Origin of the sequence: Nocardioides caeni, assembly GCF_004912195.1 — a bacterium.
GTDB classification, from domain to species: domain Bacteria; phylum Actinomycetota; class Actinomycetes; order Propionibacteriales; family Nocardioidaceae; genus Nocardioides; species Nocardioides caeni.
On the sequence record NZ_STGW01000002.1, the window covers coordinates 112,072 to 126,591 of the forward strand.

The following is a 14,520-nucleotide window of genomic DNA, read 5'->3' on the forward strand; positions in this document are numbered from 1 at the left end:
TCACGCCGTCGCCACCAGGATCGCGCCGGCAATGCCCTCGAGGAAGGTGCCGACCGTGAACGCCGCCAGCAGCAGCTTGGGCTGGGAGACCGGGATGCTCCCCATCGTCTCGCCGGTGCGTGCGTTGACCGCGATGTAGTGCAGGAGACCGTTGCTCTCCTGCTGGTAGGAGTAGAGCCACACCGGGAGATACATCGCCACCCAGCGCGAGCCGCCGACGTCGATCTGCTCCTGCTCCCAGCGCACGCCCCGGTCGAACCGACCGAGCGATCCGCGGACCTCCGAGCGGCCGATCGAGAGCAGCTGGTCCTCGAGCTTCGGCTTCAACGCCTCGACGTTGAGGTTGCGCTTCTCGCTGGAGAAGCCCACCAGATAGCTGGAGTTCCACTTGACGGCGTTCTTCGTGTCGAACGGCAGGATCGAGTTGATGATGTTGTTCGTGTTCTCAGGTCCGACCTGGGACCGCTCCGACGAGCTCTCCATCGTCAGGTCGTCGACGGTGAACGCGACCTGCCGGGCGAGCTGGTAGACGTCGGCTGCGTAGTAGGTGGTCGTCCGCTTGTTGTCGCCGCTTCCGGTCGTCTCGGTCCATCGCCTGGTCTGCACCTCCCCCTTGCCCCAGTACTGCGACTCCGCGCGGGCGTCGATCACGAGGTAGGGCAGGTAGACCCCGAGCACGTTCTCCGGGACGAACTCCTTCTTGAACCGGCGGTGGGCGAACAGTCGCCGCTTGGAGGCGAACTCACGGATCTTCGCGGTCGCCTCGTCCTTGGTCAGCTTGAAGGGCAGCACCGCGTCGGGCACGGCGCCATTGGGGATCTGCTGGTTGACGTTGAGCGTGTGGCGGCACCAGTGGCAGCGCGCGTTGAGGGCGTGGGCCGTGTCGACCACGACCTCCGCACCGCACGACTCGCACTTGAACGTCAGCGTGTCCGCGGCGTCGGCGGCGATGTCACCGGCCCCCGTCGCCACGACCGTGCCGTCGAGCTCGTCGATGCCCTCGCCGAGGCCGAACTCCTCCTCGACCCGCGCCTCCTGCCACTCGTGACGGCAGAAGAGGCAGACCAGCTGGCCTGTCGAGCCACGGAGCTGCATGTCGGTCGAGCCACACTTCGGACAACGGTTGAGTCCGTCCCTGAGGGACTCGTTGACCGTGTCGATGCTCGGTCCCGGCTCAGGCTCCGCCCGGGCGGCCGCCAGCTCCTCCTCCAGCGACAGCGGCGGGCCGTCGAACGTCGGCTGCTGTGGCTCGGCTGCTTCCGGTGCCTCCGGTGCCTCCGGTGTCTCGGCCATCAGAGACCGAGCGCCTTCGCCTTTGCCGCGTCGTAGTCCTCCTGGGTGATGAGGCCGGCGTCGAGCATGTCCTTGGCGCGCTTGAGGACAGCCATCGGGTCCTCCGCGGCAGGCTCGGCAGCCGCCGGGGCCGCCGGGGCCGCCGGGGCCGCGGGCGCTGCGGGCGGCGCGGTCTGTGCCGGCGTCGCCGGGGCGCCGGCCGGCGGGACCGGCTGCTGGAGCCCACCCACGCCGAGGCCACCCACGCCCATGCCCATGCCGATCAGCCCGCCCGGACCGGCGTTCTCGCCGGCGCTCTCGATGCCCGCGGCCACCGAGGCCTGGAGGTTCGAGTTGCCGCGCGAGCCGGAGAGGGCGTCGGCGCGCTGGACGTTCTTGAGCAGCTCGCGCGTCGTGGCGTCGTACTCGATGGAGATGATGGCGGTCTTGACGATCTCGAGGCCGCGATCGGTCTTCCACTGGTAGTTCTGCTCGACGGCGGCGGACAGCGACTGGGCGAACCCGATCGAGTCCTGTTGCAGGCGGGCGATCCGGTTCCCCTTGGCGGGGTCGTTGGTGTACATGGAGAACGCCGGCGCCAGCGAGCCGACGACCTCGTTGAAGAGCTGCTCGCCCGCGGGGTTGTCGATGTCGGTGAAGTCGAACACGCCGCCCCCGCCGATGACGCTGGCCGGGAGGAAGTTGCGGATGAAGGTCAGCGGGTCGGTGATCTTCAGGGTGTAGGTCCCGCGCGTGATCGCGCCGACCTGGGTGTTGAGGAAGGCGTCGTCCCAGTAGATTTCCGACTGGGTGCCGAACTTGTTGTTGGGCAGCTCCTTGAGCGTCACGAACACAGCGGACTGCTGGGTCGAGGGACGGCCGCCGAACTTGAACCGCTCCCAGCTCTGCTTGATCACGGAGTCGACCAGGCCGCCGCCGGAGAACACCGACTGCGACGCGGGCTCCTCGGAGTTCCAGATGTAGGCGCCCGGCTCGGCGGCGAAGCCGGTGAAGGCGCCGTCCTCGAGAAGCACGAGGCCGTAGCCCTCGGGAACGACGAACTTGGAGCCGTTGGTGATGACGCCCCGGGAGCCGTCGGTGTTGCTGCCCCGGCCGGCGTTCTGCCCCTTGGCCACGGCGGGGAAGACCGCCGCGGTGGACGGGAGGCCATCGGGGACGCCGTAGAAGTCGAGCCACTGGTCACCGAGCGTGCCGCCGACCGCGCCGATCGCAGCCTGAATGAGTCCCACCTGACGTCTCCTTCACGATTCGAAGCGCTTCCGCACGGGCGCGGAAGCAGTCCCCGGGCCTTCGTGCCCCAGCGAGGCCGCGACAAACCTACACCGGCCCGGACCGTCGTACTGGCGAAAAATCGCCACGGCCGGCACCACATCGTGGTGCCGGCCGTCGGAGTGCTTCAGGTCAGGCGCCGACCTCGAAGCGGGCGAACCGCTTAACGGTGGTGTCGGCGGCGTCGAGGACCTGCTTGACGGACTTCTTGGCCTCGAAGACCGACTCCTGGTCGAGCAGGACGATCTCCTTGAAGAAGGCGTTGATCCGGCCTTCGACGATCTTGGAGACGGCAGCCTCGGGCTTGCCCTCCTCGAGCGTCTTCTTGGTCAGGACGTCCTTCTCGGCCGCGACGATGTCGGCGGGGACCTCGTCGCTGGTCAGGTACTGCGCCTTGAGGGCAGCGGCCTGCTGAGCAGCCTGCTTCGCGGCGGCCTCGTCACCGTCGAACTCGACGAGCACACCGAGCGTGGGCGGCAGGTCGGAGGCCTTCTTGTGCAGGTAGACCGTGGTCGCACCCTCGAAGTAGGCGACCTCGCCGAGCTCGATCTTCTCGCCGATCGTGCGGGCCAGCTCGTCGACGGTCTCGCCGACGGTCGTGTCACCGAGCGACGCGGCACGCAGGGACTCGATGTCCCCGGCCTTGCTGGCGTCCGCGGCGGCGGCGATCGCCTGGGCGGCGTTGATGAACGCCTCGTTCTTCGCCACGAAGTCCGTCTCGGCCTTGAGGCTGATCAGGGCGTTGCCGGAGGCAGCGACCAGACCGGCGGACGCCTCACGCTCGGCGGCGCGAGCGGCCGCCTTGGCGGCACCCTTGACGCGGAGCAGCTCGACGGCCTTGTCGAAGTCGCCGTCGGTCTCGTCGAGCGCCTTCTTGCAGTCCATCATCCCGGCGCTGGTGAGCTCGCGGAGCTTCTTCACGTCGGCGGCAGTGAATGCCATGGATCCTCCCTCGGATCAGGTCAGAAGTGAGTGGTGACGGGGTGCTCAGGCCTCGGCCGGAGCGTCCTCGGCGGGAGCCTCGACCGGGGTCTCCTCGGCGGCGGGCGCCTCGGCGGCCGGCTCCTCAGCGGTCTCGGTCTCAGCCGGAGCGGCCTCGGCCGGAGCGGCCTCGGCAGCGTCGGCAACCGGCGCCTCGGAGGTCTCGAGGAGCTCGCGCTCCCACTCCGCCAGCGGCTCGGTGGCGGTCTCGGACGTGCCGACACCGGCGCGGGCCATCGGACCGTCGGCGACGGCGTCGGCGATCACGCGGGTCAGCCGGCCCACGGCGCGGATGGCGTCGTCGTTGCCCGGGATCGGGAAGTCGACGTCGTCGGGGTCGCAGTTGGAGTCCAGGATGGCGATGATCGGGATGCGCAGCTTGCGCGCCTCCTCCACCGCCAGGTGCTCCTTGTTGGTGTCGACGATCCACACGGCCGACGGCGTGCGGCCCATGTCACGGATGCCGCCGAGCGTCTTCTCGAGCTTGGCGTGCTCCCGCTTCATGTGAAGCAGTTCCTTCTTGGTGCGGTTGGAACCGGCCACGTCGTCGAAGTCGACGTCGTCGAGCTCCTTGAGGCGGTTGATCCGCTGGCTCATCGTCGAGAAGTTGGTGAGCATGCCGCCCAGCCACCGCTGGTTGACGTAGGGCATGCCGACGCGGGTCGCCTGCTCGGCGATCGACTCCTGCGCCTGCTTCTTGGTGCCGATGAACATGATCGTCCCGCCCTTGGCCACGGTCTCCTTGACGAAGGCGTAGCTGCGGTCGATGTAGGCCAGGGACTGCTGCAGGTCGATGATGTAGATGCCGTTGCGGTCCGTGAGGATGAATCGCTTCATCTTCGGGTTCCAACGACGGGTCTGGTGTCCGAAGTGGACGCCGCTCTCGAGGAGCTGGCGCATGGTCACGACAGCCATGATGGTGTTCTCCTGTTGTGTTTCAGTTGGGCCTGTCGTCTGCGCGCGACCCGACCCGCCGGAATCCGGCGGGACTGAGGATCGACGCCCACGGGCGATCGGAGCCGGAGAGCTCCGTCGTGGTCTGCGGACGAGCGAATTCCGGTCCAGGGCGGACCGGTGAGTCCAGCGTACGGCGTGGAGCACCGGGCGTGCCAATCGTGACCGTCGGGCGTCCACAGGGGCCCGCGGTGCGTCCGCCGTCCCCAACGACGGCTCCTACCCGGGCCGCGTGCGCGCCCAGCGGACGACGATGGCCCGATGAGGTTGCTGATCGCCGCACTCGCGCTCGCCGTCGGGGTCGATCCGACGGGAGTCTGGCCGCTGCTGCCGGCTCCGGAGGTCGTCCGCGCCTTCGACCCCCCGGCCGAACCCTGGGGGCCTGGTCACCGCGGCGTCGATCTCGATGGCCGGGTGGGACAGCCGGTGCGCTCCGCGCTGCCGGGTCGCGTCGTCTTCGTGGGTCGCATCGCTGGACGCGGTGTCGTGGTCGTCAGCCATGGCAGCACCCGGACGACGTACGAGCCGATCACCGCCCGGGTCGAGAAGGGCGACGTGGTGTCGGCCGGGACGACGATCGGCGCGCTGGACCTCGCCGGCTCGCACTGTCTGCCCCGGGCCTGTCTGCACTGGGGGTGGATCGAGGGTGACACCTACTTGGATCCCCTGCGACTGGTCGGTCTGCGCCCGATCCGCCTGCTGCCGCTGTGGCAGTCCGCGATCATCGGGCTGCCGAAGCCGCGGGTCACGCTCGCGGATGTGCTTGCTGGTAGGCCCGCCGCAGTCGGTCCGTGGTGACGTGGGTGTAGCGCTGGGTGGTGGCGAGTGAGGCGTGACCGAGCAGCTCCTGGACCGAGCGGAGGTCCGCGCCGCCCTCGAGCAGGTGCGTGGCTGCCGTGTGCCGGAGGCCGTGCGGGCCGAGGTCGGGGGCACCCGGCACCTCGGCGAGGCGGCGGTGGACCACCGTCCGGACGGCCCGCTGGTCGATGCGGGCGCCGCGAGCGCCCAGGAAGAGGGCCGGTCCCGACCCGGGACGCGCCAGCCCCGGCCGACCGTCGGTGAGCCAGCGGTCGACGGCGCGCGCCGCCGGTCGGCCGAACGGGACGGTGCGCTCCTTGCGGCCCTTGCCGAAGACGCGCACCACGTCGCGATCGCGGTCGAGGTCGTCGACGTCCAGCCCGCACAGTTCGCCCACGCGCATGCCCGTGGCATAGAGCAGCTCGAGCAGCGCGACGTCGCGGACACCGACCGGAGTGCCGTCGTCGGCGCGGGCGGCGGATGCGGCGATCAGCTCCCGCGCCTCATCGACGCGCAGCACGTCGGGCAGGGTGCGGTGTGGCTTCGGCGATCCGAGCGCCACCCCGGCATCCTCCGCCGCCCGGCCAGTCCTCGCCAGCCAGGCGGTGAAGACCCGAGCAGCGGTGGCTCGTCGGGCGAGCGTCGTGCGCGAGAGCCCCATGGACTGCTGGCGAGCCAGCCAGCTGCGCAGCCCGCGCAGATCGAGGGCCGCAGGATCGTGCAGCCCGAGTCGGCCCGCGTGGTCGAGGAGGTCGGCGATGTCGCCCAGATAGGCACGCACGGTGTGCGGCGCGAGGTCGCGCTCGGCGACCAGGTGCCGCTCGTAGTCGGCCAGCGTCCGGGCATGCGCCTCGGACAGATGGGCCGGCTCCTCGCTCACCTCTCGATCGTACGGGCGGAGTGGCTCAGGACGTCGGAGCGCACACCGCATAGACCGTGACGGCGGCACCGGCGTTGTTGCTCCAGTACCAGGACGTCCACGCCTGCGGAGCGGTCGTGTCCGGCGCTCCTGACGCGTCGCTCGGGTAGGAGTCGTACCACCACACCTGGGAGCCGACCTGGTGGGCGCCGTACTGGCCTCCTCCGATGGCGATCTCGCCGACCTGGCAGTTGGCCGTGACACGCGTTCCCTCCGGATCGGGCGTCACGCCCGAGGCCTGGGCCGTGCGGTAGGTGATCCCGGAAAAGCTCCCCGCCGGACCGGCTGGGCCCTGCGGACCCGCATCGCCCGCAGGCCCCTGCACTCCTGGCGGACCCGGGACACCCTGGGGGCCGGTGTCGCCCTGGGGACCGACGTCGCCGTCGGCACCGTTCTGGCCGGCGGCACCGTTCTGGCCATCGGCACCGTTCTGGCCATCGGCACCGTTCTCGCCGTTGATGCCATCGACACCGTTCTCACCGTTCACACCATCGACGCCCATCAGCCCGTCCAGCCCGTCCAGCCCGTCCACACCGTCAAGGCCGGCAGGACCGCGCAGGCCCTGAGGACCGCGCTCTCCGTCCTGCCCCCGCACCCGCCAGGCGATCCAGCTCTCGCCCGACCGGCACTTGCGCTCGCCGTCCTTGCTCGCCCACTCCTCGGCCGTGACCAGGCGCATGACCTTGGTCTTGTTGTTGACGCACGCGACGTACTTGTCGTCGACGGTGGCGCGGGCGACGCTCGTGGAGCGCGCGGTCGACGGGCCGATGATCCCGACGAGCAGGACGGCTGCCACGGCGAGGACTGCGGCGCGCGGGCTCAGGCGGTTCAGGGGACGAGGGGGTCGAGGCATCCTGTGATGCTAGGTGTCGCTCGGCCAGCCGGTGGTCGGGTCGGCCATGATCGGGACGGCGTCCCGGCAGAGTCGGCCGATCGGTCATCCGGCCACGTCTCCCACCAGGCGCCAGCCACCACCGACCGGCTCCACGAGCCGATGGGTCGAGAGGCGACCGAGCTCGACGTGCGCGACCTCGGCCGCCACCCCCGCCACCCGCGCGATCGACGAGACGGACGCTGCGGTCTCCACCGGGACGGCGTCGAGGACCTGACGCGTTCGAACCGCCAGACCGTCCCTCACCGAGACTGGAGCACGGACCTCGGCGACGACGTCCTCCCCGCTCTGCCCCACCAGCTCGAGGACATCGGCACCACTCGTGACGAGCGTGGCAGCTCCGGAACGGATGAGCTGGTGCACGCCCTCCGAGGCGACGCTGGTGAGAGGCCCGGGGATGCCCATCACCACCCGGTGCAGACGATCGGCCCACGTCGTGGTGTTGAGCGCCCCGCTGCGGATCGCCGCCTCCACGACCACCGTGCCCCGCGTCAGCGCAGCGATCAGCCGGTTGCGCGCGAGGAAGCGGATGCGGAAGGGCGCGGCGCCGGGCGGCGCCTCGGAGACCACCACATGGTGCTCCGCGAGGTGGCGCAGCATCTCGCGATGGGCCTCCGGGTAGACCCGGTCGACCCCGCAGGCCAGGACCGCGACCGTCTGGCCGCCCGCGCTCACCGCACCGCGGTGGGCCGCGTAGTCGATGCCGAAGGCACCGCCCGAGACCACGGGGCGCCCCGCCGCCGCCACCACGGCGGCGAGCTCGGACGAGATCTGGTCGCCGTAGCTGGTCGACGAGCGGGAGCCGACGACGGCGACCGCCCCAGCGAGCCCGTCGAGCCGGACGGGCCCGCGCACCCACAGTCCGACCGGGACCGCGCCACGCTCGTGGAGCGATCCTGCGCCCGCGAGGTCGTCGAGCTGGCACGGCCACTCGGCGTCGCCTGGCACCACGAAGCGGATGCCTCGCGCCTCGGCTCGGGCCAGCTCACGCTCGGGCTCGACCTCGGCCAGTCGGCCCGCGGCGGCGGCGAACTGCGACCGGAGGTCCGGATGCTCGCGCAGCACCTCGAGGAAGCGGATCCCCCCGATCTCCTGGGTCAGCGCGAGCGACCGGACGTCGCCGGGCTCGGCGACCATGCTGATCGTCGCTCGAGCGAGCCGCTCCTCGTGGCTCGGCGGGGTCCTCATGCGACACCCTCGTCGCGAGGCCGGAGCGAGGACAGGTCGAGCGGCTTCCCCTGCCGCAGCCGCAGCGCGGTTGCCACCTCGTCCACGCCGGGACGGAGGTCGGGTTCGCCGGCGCGGGTACGGAGGTCGGCGATCGTCCAGGCCACCCGGAGCACCCGTACGGCGCCCCGGGCGCTGAGCCTGCCCGCGTAGGTCTCGGCGTCGACCAGCCGCTGCGCATCGGGCTCGACCGGCCAGGTGTCCTTGAGCCGTGGGCTCGGGATGTGCGCGTTCAGACGCCATCCCCGCCCGTCGAACCGCTCCGCCTGCCGTTGGCGTGCCGCGGTCACCCGCTCCCGGACCAGCGCCGAGGTCGTCGGCGCCACGAAGGGATCGTGGCTCGCCGGGAAGGCCGGCTGGACGTGGCGGATGATGTCGATCCGGTCGGCGACGGGACCCGAGATGCGGGCCTGGTAGAGCCGCCGCACCCGCTCCGCACATTGGCACCGATTGGTGCCGGCGCGTGCTGTCCAGTTGCCACACGGGCACGGATTGCTCGCGAGCACCAGCATGCCGGCGGCGGGGAGGGTCACCGACTCGTCACGCCGGGCGACCGTCACCTCGCCACTCTCGAGTGGTTGCCGCAACGCGTCGATCACGTCGGAGCGGAAGAGGGGGAACTCATCGAGGAAGAGGACGCCGGCGTGGGTCCGACTGACCTCGCCCGGCTGGACGCGGACGAGTCCGCCACCGATCACGCTCGCCTTGCTCGCGTCGTGGTGGGGCGCCGCGAACGGCGGCCGCACGATCATGCCCTCCCCTGCCCGCAGGGTCCCGGCGAGTGAATGGAGGGCCGTCACCTCCAGCGACTCCTCGCGGGTGAGGTCCGGCAGCAGGGTCGGGATCCGCTCCGCGAGGCTGGTCTTGCCGCAACCCTTGGCTCCGGTCAGCAGCACGGCATGTCCGCCGGCGGCGGCGACCTCGACGGCGTACTTCTCGTCCTCCATCCCCCGCAGGTCGGCGAGATCGAGCTCGTCCAGTCGCTCGGAGCCGCGCCATGTCACCAGGTGGCTGGCAGAGGCCGCGGCGACGGGCGGAGCCGCCGGACACTCCTTGTCATCGAGTGCGGCGACCACCTGGCTCAACGAGCGGACCGGCACGACGTCGATCCCCTCGACCAGTCGGGCCTCGTCCGCCTGGGGCTCGGGCACGAAGATCCGCCGCACTCCCCGCTCCCTTGCTGCGAGCACCATCGGGAGCACGCCGATCGCGGGACGCAGTCCGCCCGCGAGGGTGAGCTCGCCGATGAAGGCGACGCCGCTGATCGCCGCGAGCGGGACCTGCTGGTTGGCAGCGAGGATGCTGACGGCCATGGCGAGATCGAGGTGGGTGCCGGCCTTCGGCAGGTCGGCCGGGGACAGCAGGATCGTGATGCGGTGGCCGGCCGGCCACTTCAGGTCGCTGTTGCTGATCGCCATCCGCACCCGGTCGACGCCCTCCCGCTGAGCGGCGTCCGCCCGCCCGACGACCGTGATGCCGGGCTGCCCGGAGGAGACGTCGGCCTGCACGTCGAGGAGATGGCCCATGGCACCGATGACCGTGACGGAGTGGGTCGTCGCGAACGGCATCAGAACAGCCCCCGCACGTGGTCGACGATGGCTGGCCCACGCCGGGGCCGGAGCACCGCGACGAGGTCGATCCGGATCCCGTCCGGCTCGACCTCGTGCTCCCGGGCCCAGCGCTCACCGAGCCGCTTGAGCCGGTCGAGCTTGGCGTCGGTGATCGCCTCGTGCGGCGTGCCGGCCGAGAGACTCGTGCGGGTCTTGACCTCGCAGATCACCAGGGTCGCGCCCTCGCGGAGCACCAGGTCGATCTCGCCCTCGCCGCACCGCCAGTTGCGCTCGACCAGGACGAGCCCGGCCTCCTCGAGGTGGCGGCAAGCCACCTGCTCCCCGTAGGCACCGAGAGCCTGCCTCGCCTGTGCTGTGGTCGTCATGGCCCCAGCGTGCAGCGAGACCTGCACGGCAGCCGGTGCGGACGGCGCGGCCTGTGGACGACCTCAGCCCTGCACAGCGAGCAGCCCCGTCAGCGGCCCGGTTGGTGACGCAAGTGACGCGATGGTTCAGCCGACGAGCTTCACACCCGCGCAGACCGGCCGCCCGTGCATACGCACATCGGCAACGCCGAGCTTCAGCCCCAGGACACTCGTGAGGGTGTTGAAGATCGGGGTGAGAGCGGTGTTGAGGAGCGCGACCACGGGATTGGCGATCGGGACCACCACGCCGCTCAGGACACTTGCCAGAACCGGGTTGAGCACGCTCAGCAGGCCCTGCTGACCCAGTCCGAGCTTGACGTGGTCCACCTGCACTGTGAGCGCCTGGGCGACACCGGTCTCCGGGAAGGTGACGACCGGCGGCAGCTCCGGCGGTTCGGGATACAGGATCCGTCGGCGCTCCTCGGTCACTGAGACGCCACCGCGAAGGGCGACGTCCAGGTCGACCCGGTTCAGGCCCAGCAGGTTGAGAGCCAGCGACAGGACTGGACCGAGCGCCGGGATGGAGTTGAGGAACTTGCTCATCGTGACACCGAGCTCCACCTGTCCCTGGGACGGCGGCACCGGGGGCAACACATCGACGGCCGCCGTCCTCGTCCTCATCGTGACCACATCCGGCAGGCACTCGAGGTCAGCATCGATGGTCGCCGTGGCTGCGCCGACGATCACCGACAGGTCGACGGTGCTCTCCAGCAGCCAGGGAAGTGCAGCACTGAGCAGGGACGGTGCCAGACGAAGCCGGATCTGACCGGATTCAGCCGTGGCTCCGCGCGCGCCGCAACCCGTCTTGGGCGGCTCGATGATCGTGATCTCGGTGACGCCAGGCACCGACACGGCGATGGCGTTCTCGCCGTTGGCGGCAACGATCCCGGCCCCGATGATGTCGAGGACGTTGAGGTCGACGTCGAGCCCGGAGAGGTCGGTGGCGGTGCCGACGTCGAGGATGTCGCCCAGCGGGATGTCCAGGCCCGGGACGGTGAGCGTGATGCCCTCCAGGATCTGCGCCGCGGCGGTATTGCCCTCAGCCCGCAGCACGTCAGCGGTTGCCAGCATCAGGTTGAGGAGGCTGACATTCGTCGTCGCAACCTGATCGATGCTGCCCACGTTGAGCTCGACCAGCAGGTCGACGAGCGGAACGGACACGTTCTTCACGTCGACCAGGCCCTCGTAGCCGATCGCGCCCAGGTTGGCCTGGAGGATCCCGTTGAGAAGCGGGCCGAGCGCGCTCTCCGCAGTGTTCAGCGTCAACGTCTTGGCGCCGACGGAGAAGCACACGGACGGCACGGCCCTCCGCGCGATCGCCGTGCGAGCGGCATCGCCCTGGGTCACACCGGTGACCCCCCCGAACTGGAAATCCACGCTCGTCCCGGCACTCACTCGGACGGCGCTGGGCACGTCATCGTCGCTGAGCTCGACGAAGTCGCTGCCGTCCATCCGGCCGAGGTCCCAGTCGAGCTCGGGCGCGTCGCCGAGGGTGTCGCCGTTGCGGGCAACGCTGCGGGCCATCTCCGTGTTCATCGTCGCGGCGAGGCCCGAGACCGTGCGGCCGTCGAGCTGGCGAGCGAGGTCGAGCGCGACGAGGTCGGCGAGTGCCTGCATGTCGCGGCGGGTGGCCCGCTGCATGCCGAGGTCGACGCTGAAGGCGGCGATGGCGACCAGGACGAGGGTCAGGCCGATGCCCATCAACACGGCGGCCGCGCCCCGCTCGTCGCGGCGCCGGTCGTGCAGGAGGCCGCGCAGCCGGCCCCCCAGCCGGCGCATCAGCTGACCCTCGCGACCGCGGTGTAGCTCAGGTTGTCGGGCAGTGCGATCCCGACCAGGGGCACGGGCAGGAGCGGGTTGGCGTCGTAGTCGTAGTTGACGCTGACCTCGGCACAGTCGGCCGAGGCGTCGTTGTCACAGGCACCGACCTCGACGCCGCAGGTCCCGACGGTCGCATCGTTGCGTCGCAGGGGGCCGTCGGGGCCGGCGCAGGTCACGCCGTAGCTGTCGAGCGCCTCGTTGAGCGCGTCGATCGCATCGCTCTCCTGGCTGCCCGGGTCCTGGGACACGGCGGCGGCGCGGGCGCCCTCCGCGGCACCCTGGCTGATGGCCTGGCGGAAGCTCAGCATGTAGCCGTAGCTGATGATGCCGAACACCAGGATCAACAGGATCGGCATGATCAGGGCGAACTCGACCGCCGCGGCACCCCGCACGTCACGACGTGCGACCACGCCACTCCACAAACCCGAACGCCTCATCGGCCGGCCTCCCCGCCTTGCTCCCATGACGCCCCCGAGCGGCGTTGGACCAACAGTAGTGCTCCCCTGGACAACGAAGGAACGCTTCCCGGGTCATTCTGCTCGTCCGGATGGGGCGGCGTAGTCCTTTCGGGCCAGACGGTCGAGGAATCGTGTCGATCTACCCGATGAGCCGCGGCGTTCCGCAGGTGACCCCCACGCCGTACACGTCGGCGCCGGCCAGACGGAGGCCGATCATCCGTGCCACCGGGCCGATGAACTTCTCGTTGATGTTGTCGACCAGCGGGGTGAGGGTCTTCTCGACGAAGCCCTTTCCTGTCGTCACCAGGGTGCTGAGGATCGGGTTGGTGATGGCGGTGACGGAGGCGAGACCGGCGCTCTTCCCGTTGAGCTTGACGGCGGTCACGGTGGGGATGATCGAGTTGACGTCGAGGTTCATCGAGCCACCCGTGGAGACGGGAGTGACGTCGTTGGGAGGTATGGCCAGGTCGGCGCGGGTCGTGCCGCCCGACGTCTGCGAGCCGATCACCAGGTCGACCTCCACCTCGAGTGAGATCTTGTTGCCGAGCAGCAGGATGTTGCCCAGGAGATTGGTCAGGACCGAGGTCAGGCCGAGGCCCAGCAGGTCTGTGAGCCGAACCTCCGCCGCGACCGTCACGTTCGTCCTCAGCCGATACGACGCCAGGCCGGTCTGGACGTCCACGCTCATCGTCGACGGGTCTCCGGCGGACCCGCTGCCGCAGTAGACGTCAGGTGGGGCGACCAGGCGCCCCGTGCCGCTTCCTGCGACGACGGACAGCGTGCCGCCCCCCTTCGGTGTCTGCAGGGAGCCGAGCGGGGGGACGTTCAGCGACGGCAGGTTCGTGAAGGCGATCCCGACCGTGCCGTCGAGCTGGGCGGTGTCGGCGACGGCGTCGGCGGAGTTCGCACGACCGCAGGCGAGCTCGGCCGCGGACACCAGGGTGATGCCTCCAGTGAACTGGAACCCGACTCCGGGGACCTGGGCCTGGATGTTGGGAATCCCGAGGAAGTGCTGACCGTCGGCGAGGCGAGCCGTGCCCACGATGTCGAGGACCGACAGGGCGACCTCCATCGCCGCCCGGTCGGTGGGCGTGACGTGGAGCACGTTGGAGAGGTGGATCTGTCCGATGGCCGCCGTCACCTGGGAGCTGGCGATGCGGGTCAGCGCCTGGATCGCGACGGCGTTGCTGCTCGCCGACTCGCGACTGAGCGCCTCGATCATGGCGGTGACCAGCTCGGCATAGGTGATGCCACCGGAGAGCAGCTCCTCGGGACTGCCGATCACGGAGGTCGCCGTCAGCTGCGACAGGCGGAGGTCGGCCACGGCCAGACCGCGGTAGGCGACGAGGTCGAGATTGACCCCGAGCAGGTCGTTGAGCGGCGCGAGGACGGTGCTGTCGCCCGCCCGGATCGCCGCGACGAAGGTTCCAAGACGGAAGCACGCGGTCGACAGGTTGTCGGCGACCGCGCTGCGGGCCGCGGCACCGGACTCCTGGCCGGTCACCCCGGCGAAGGCGAACGGGACCTCGGTGGAGGCCGTCACCTTGACGGCGGTCGGGGCCCCCGCGGCCATGGCCGCGAAATCACCGTCGACCTCGATGTCACCCAGCTCGACCGAGATCTCCGGCACCTCGTTGCCGACGATGTCGGAGTTGCGCTCCAGGCTCTCCTCCGCCGCCGCGTCCATCGCCGAGGCGAGGGTCGCGATCGACCGGCCGTCGAGCTCGCGCGACAGGTCCAGGGCGACCACATCGGCGATCGCCTGGAGGTCCGCCCGCGCGACCCGCTGCAGGCCGAGGTCGACGACGAAGGCGCCCGCGACCATCAGGACGGCGAGCATCACCGTCATGAACAGCGTGACCGTGCCACGCTCCCCTGCCGTGCGCCGATGCCGCATGGCGCCCTCCCCCGGTCTCCTGATCCCTCCGTGGCA

The 14,520-nt window shown here is 70.5% G+C and carries 13 protein-coding genes; 1 reads left to right on the forward strand and 12 read right to left on the reverse strand.

Annotation, left to right across the window (positions count from 1 at the left end):
• From E9934_RS04275 to rpsB, 4 genes are all read right to left on the reverse strand, one after another.
• Positions 1–1,293 carry a TFIIB-type zinc ribbon-containing protein gene (locus E9934_RS04275; protein WP_136561632.1) on the reverse strand — a complete coding sequence of 431 codons (1,293 nt, stop codon included), beginning with the start codon at positions 1,291–1,293 and terminating at the stop codon, positions 1–3.
• Positions 1,293–2,522: an SPFH domain-containing protein gene (locus E9934_RS04280; protein WP_136561633.1), complete on the reverse strand. Its 1,230-nt coding sequence runs from the start codon at positions 2,520–2,522 to the stop codon at positions 1,293–1,295. The genes E9934_RS04275 and E9934_RS04280 overlap by 1 nt, the downstream gene beginning before the upstream one ends.
• A gap of 172 nt (positions 2,523–2,694) precedes the next feature.
• Entirely contained in the window at positions 2,695–3,504 is an 810-nt protein-coding gene (gene tsf / locus E9934_RS04285) for a translation elongation factor Ts (RefSeq protein ID WP_136561634.1), read from the reverse strand.
• A gap of 45 nt (positions 3,505–3,549) precedes the next feature.
• The gene (rpsB, locus tag E9934_RS04290; protein WP_136561635.1) at positions 3,550–4,458 is read right to left on the reverse strand and encodes a 30S ribosomal protein S2; all 909 of its coding nucleotides are present in this window, start codon (positions 4,456–4,458) and stop codon (positions 3,550–3,552) included.
• A gap of 300 nt (positions 4,459–4,758) precedes the next feature.
• Here rpsB and E9934_RS04295 point away from each other — a divergent pair, with 300 nt between their 5' ends.
• Positions 4,759–5,295, forward strand: a complete 537-nt coding sequence (locus E9934_RS04295) for a murein hydrolase activator EnvC family protein (protein WP_136561636.1) — start codon at positions 4,759–4,761, stop codon at positions 5,293–5,295.
• Here E9934_RS04295 and E9934_RS04300 read toward each other — a convergent pair.
• The 8 genes from E9934_RS04300 to E9934_RS04335 all read right to left on the reverse strand — a co-directional run bounded on the left by E9934_RS04300 (position 5,243) and on the right by E9934_RS04335 (position 14,484).
• Positions 5,243–6,226 (reverse strand): tyrosine recombinase XerC, encoded by a 984-nt coding sequence (locus tag E9934_RS04300; protein ID WP_136561637.1) that lies wholly within the window; start codon positions 6,224–6,226, stop codon positions 5,243–5,245. The two genes, E9934_RS04295 and E9934_RS04300, sit on opposite strands and share 53 nt — an antisense overlap.
• A complete protein-coding gene (locus tag E9934_RS04305; RefSeq protein ID WP_136561638.1) occupies positions 6,201–7,067 on the reverse strand; it encodes a collagen-like domain-containing protein in 867 nt (288 codons plus the stop codon). The genes E9934_RS04300 and E9934_RS04305 overlap by 26 nt, the downstream gene beginning before the upstream one ends.
• An 84-nt stretch (positions 7,068–7,151) precedes the next feature.
• Positions 7,152–8,294, reverse strand: coding sequence for a DNA-processing protein DprA (gene dprA, locus E9934_RS04310; RefSeq protein ID WP_136561639.1), 1,143 nt, complete (start codon positions 8,292–8,294; stop codon positions 7,152–7,154).
• Positions 8,291–9,901: a YifB family Mg chelatase-like AAA ATPase gene (locus E9934_RS04315; RefSeq protein ID WP_136561640.1), complete on the reverse strand. Its 1,611-nt coding sequence runs from the start codon at positions 9,899–9,901 to the stop codon at positions 8,291–8,293. Before E9934_RS04315 ends, dprA begins: the two co-directional genes overlap by 4 nt.
• Positions 9,901–10,269, reverse strand: a complete 369-nt coding sequence (locus tag E9934_RS04320) for a YraN family protein (RefSeq protein ID WP_136561641.1) — start codon at positions 10,267–10,269, stop codon at positions 9,901–9,903. Before E9934_RS04320 ends, E9934_RS04315 begins: the two co-directional genes overlap by 1 nt.
• 126 nt (positions 10,270–10,395) lie before the next feature.
• Positions 10,396–12,087 carry a pilus assembly protein TadG-related protein gene (locus E9934_RS04325; RefSeq protein WP_136561642.1) on the reverse strand — a complete coding sequence of 564 codons (1,692 nt, stop codon included), beginning with the start codon at positions 12,085–12,087 and terminating at the stop codon, positions 10,396–10,398.
• Positions 12,087–12,539 (reverse strand): TadE/TadG family type IV pilus assembly protein, encoded by a 453-nt coding sequence (locus E9934_RS04330; RefSeq protein ID WP_158294926.1) that lies wholly within the window; start codon positions 12,537–12,539, stop codon positions 12,087–12,089. Before E9934_RS04330 ends, E9934_RS04325 begins: the two co-directional genes overlap by 1 nt.
• 187 nt (positions 12,540–12,726) lie before the next feature.
• Complete coding sequence (locus E9934_RS04335) at positions 12,727–14,484, reverse strand: pilus assembly protein TadG-related protein (RefSeq protein WP_136561644.1); 1,758 nt, start codon at positions 14,482–14,484, stop codon at positions 12,727–12,729.
• Positions 14,485–14,520: the final 36 nt, after the last annotated feature.

Coding starts and splice junctions, on each gene's coding strand:
- E9934_RS04320 (WP_136561641.1), bottom strand. CDS start 10,269: ATGACGACCACAGCACAGGCGAGGCAGGCTCTCGGTGCCTACGGGGAG.
- E9934_RS04335 (WP_136561644.1), bottom strand. CDS start 14,484: ATGCGGCATCGGCGCACGGCAGGGGAGCGTGGCACGGTCACGCTGTTC.
- E9934_RS04295 (WP_136561636.1), top strand. CDS start 4,759: ATGAGGTTGCTGATCGCCGCACTCGCGCTCGCCGTCGGGGTCGATCCG.
- E9934_RS04300 (WP_136561637.1), bottom strand. CDS start 6,226: ATGCGGTGTGCGCTCCGACGTCCTGAGCCACTCCGCCCGTACGATCGA.
- E9934_RS04305 (WP_136561638.1), bottom strand. CDS start 7,067: ATGCCTCGACCCCCTCGTCCCCTGAACCGCCTGAGCCCGCGCGCCGCA.
- E9934_RS04315 (WP_136561640.1), bottom strand. CDS start 9,901: ATGCCGTTCGCGACGACCCACTCCGTCACGGTCATCGGTGCCATGGGC.
- E9934_RS04275 (WP_136561632.1), bottom strand. CDS start 1,293: ATGGCCGAGACACCGGAGGCACCGGAGGCACCGGAAGCAGCCGAGCCA.
- dprA (WP_136561639.1), bottom strand. CDS start 8,294: ATGAGGACCCCGCCGAGCCACGAGGAGCGGCTCGCTCGAGCGACGATC.
- tsf (WP_136561634.1), bottom strand. CDS start 3,504: ATGGCATTCACTGCCGCCGACGTGAAGAAGCTCCGCGAGCTCACCAGC.
- E9934_RS04325 (WP_136561642.1), bottom strand. CDS start 12,087: ATGCGCCGGCTGGGGGGCCGGCTGCGCGGCCTCCTGCACGACCGGCGC.
- rpsB (WP_136561635.1), bottom strand. CDS start 4,458: ATGGCTGTCGTGACCATGCGCCAGCTCCTCGAGAGCGGCGTCCACTTC.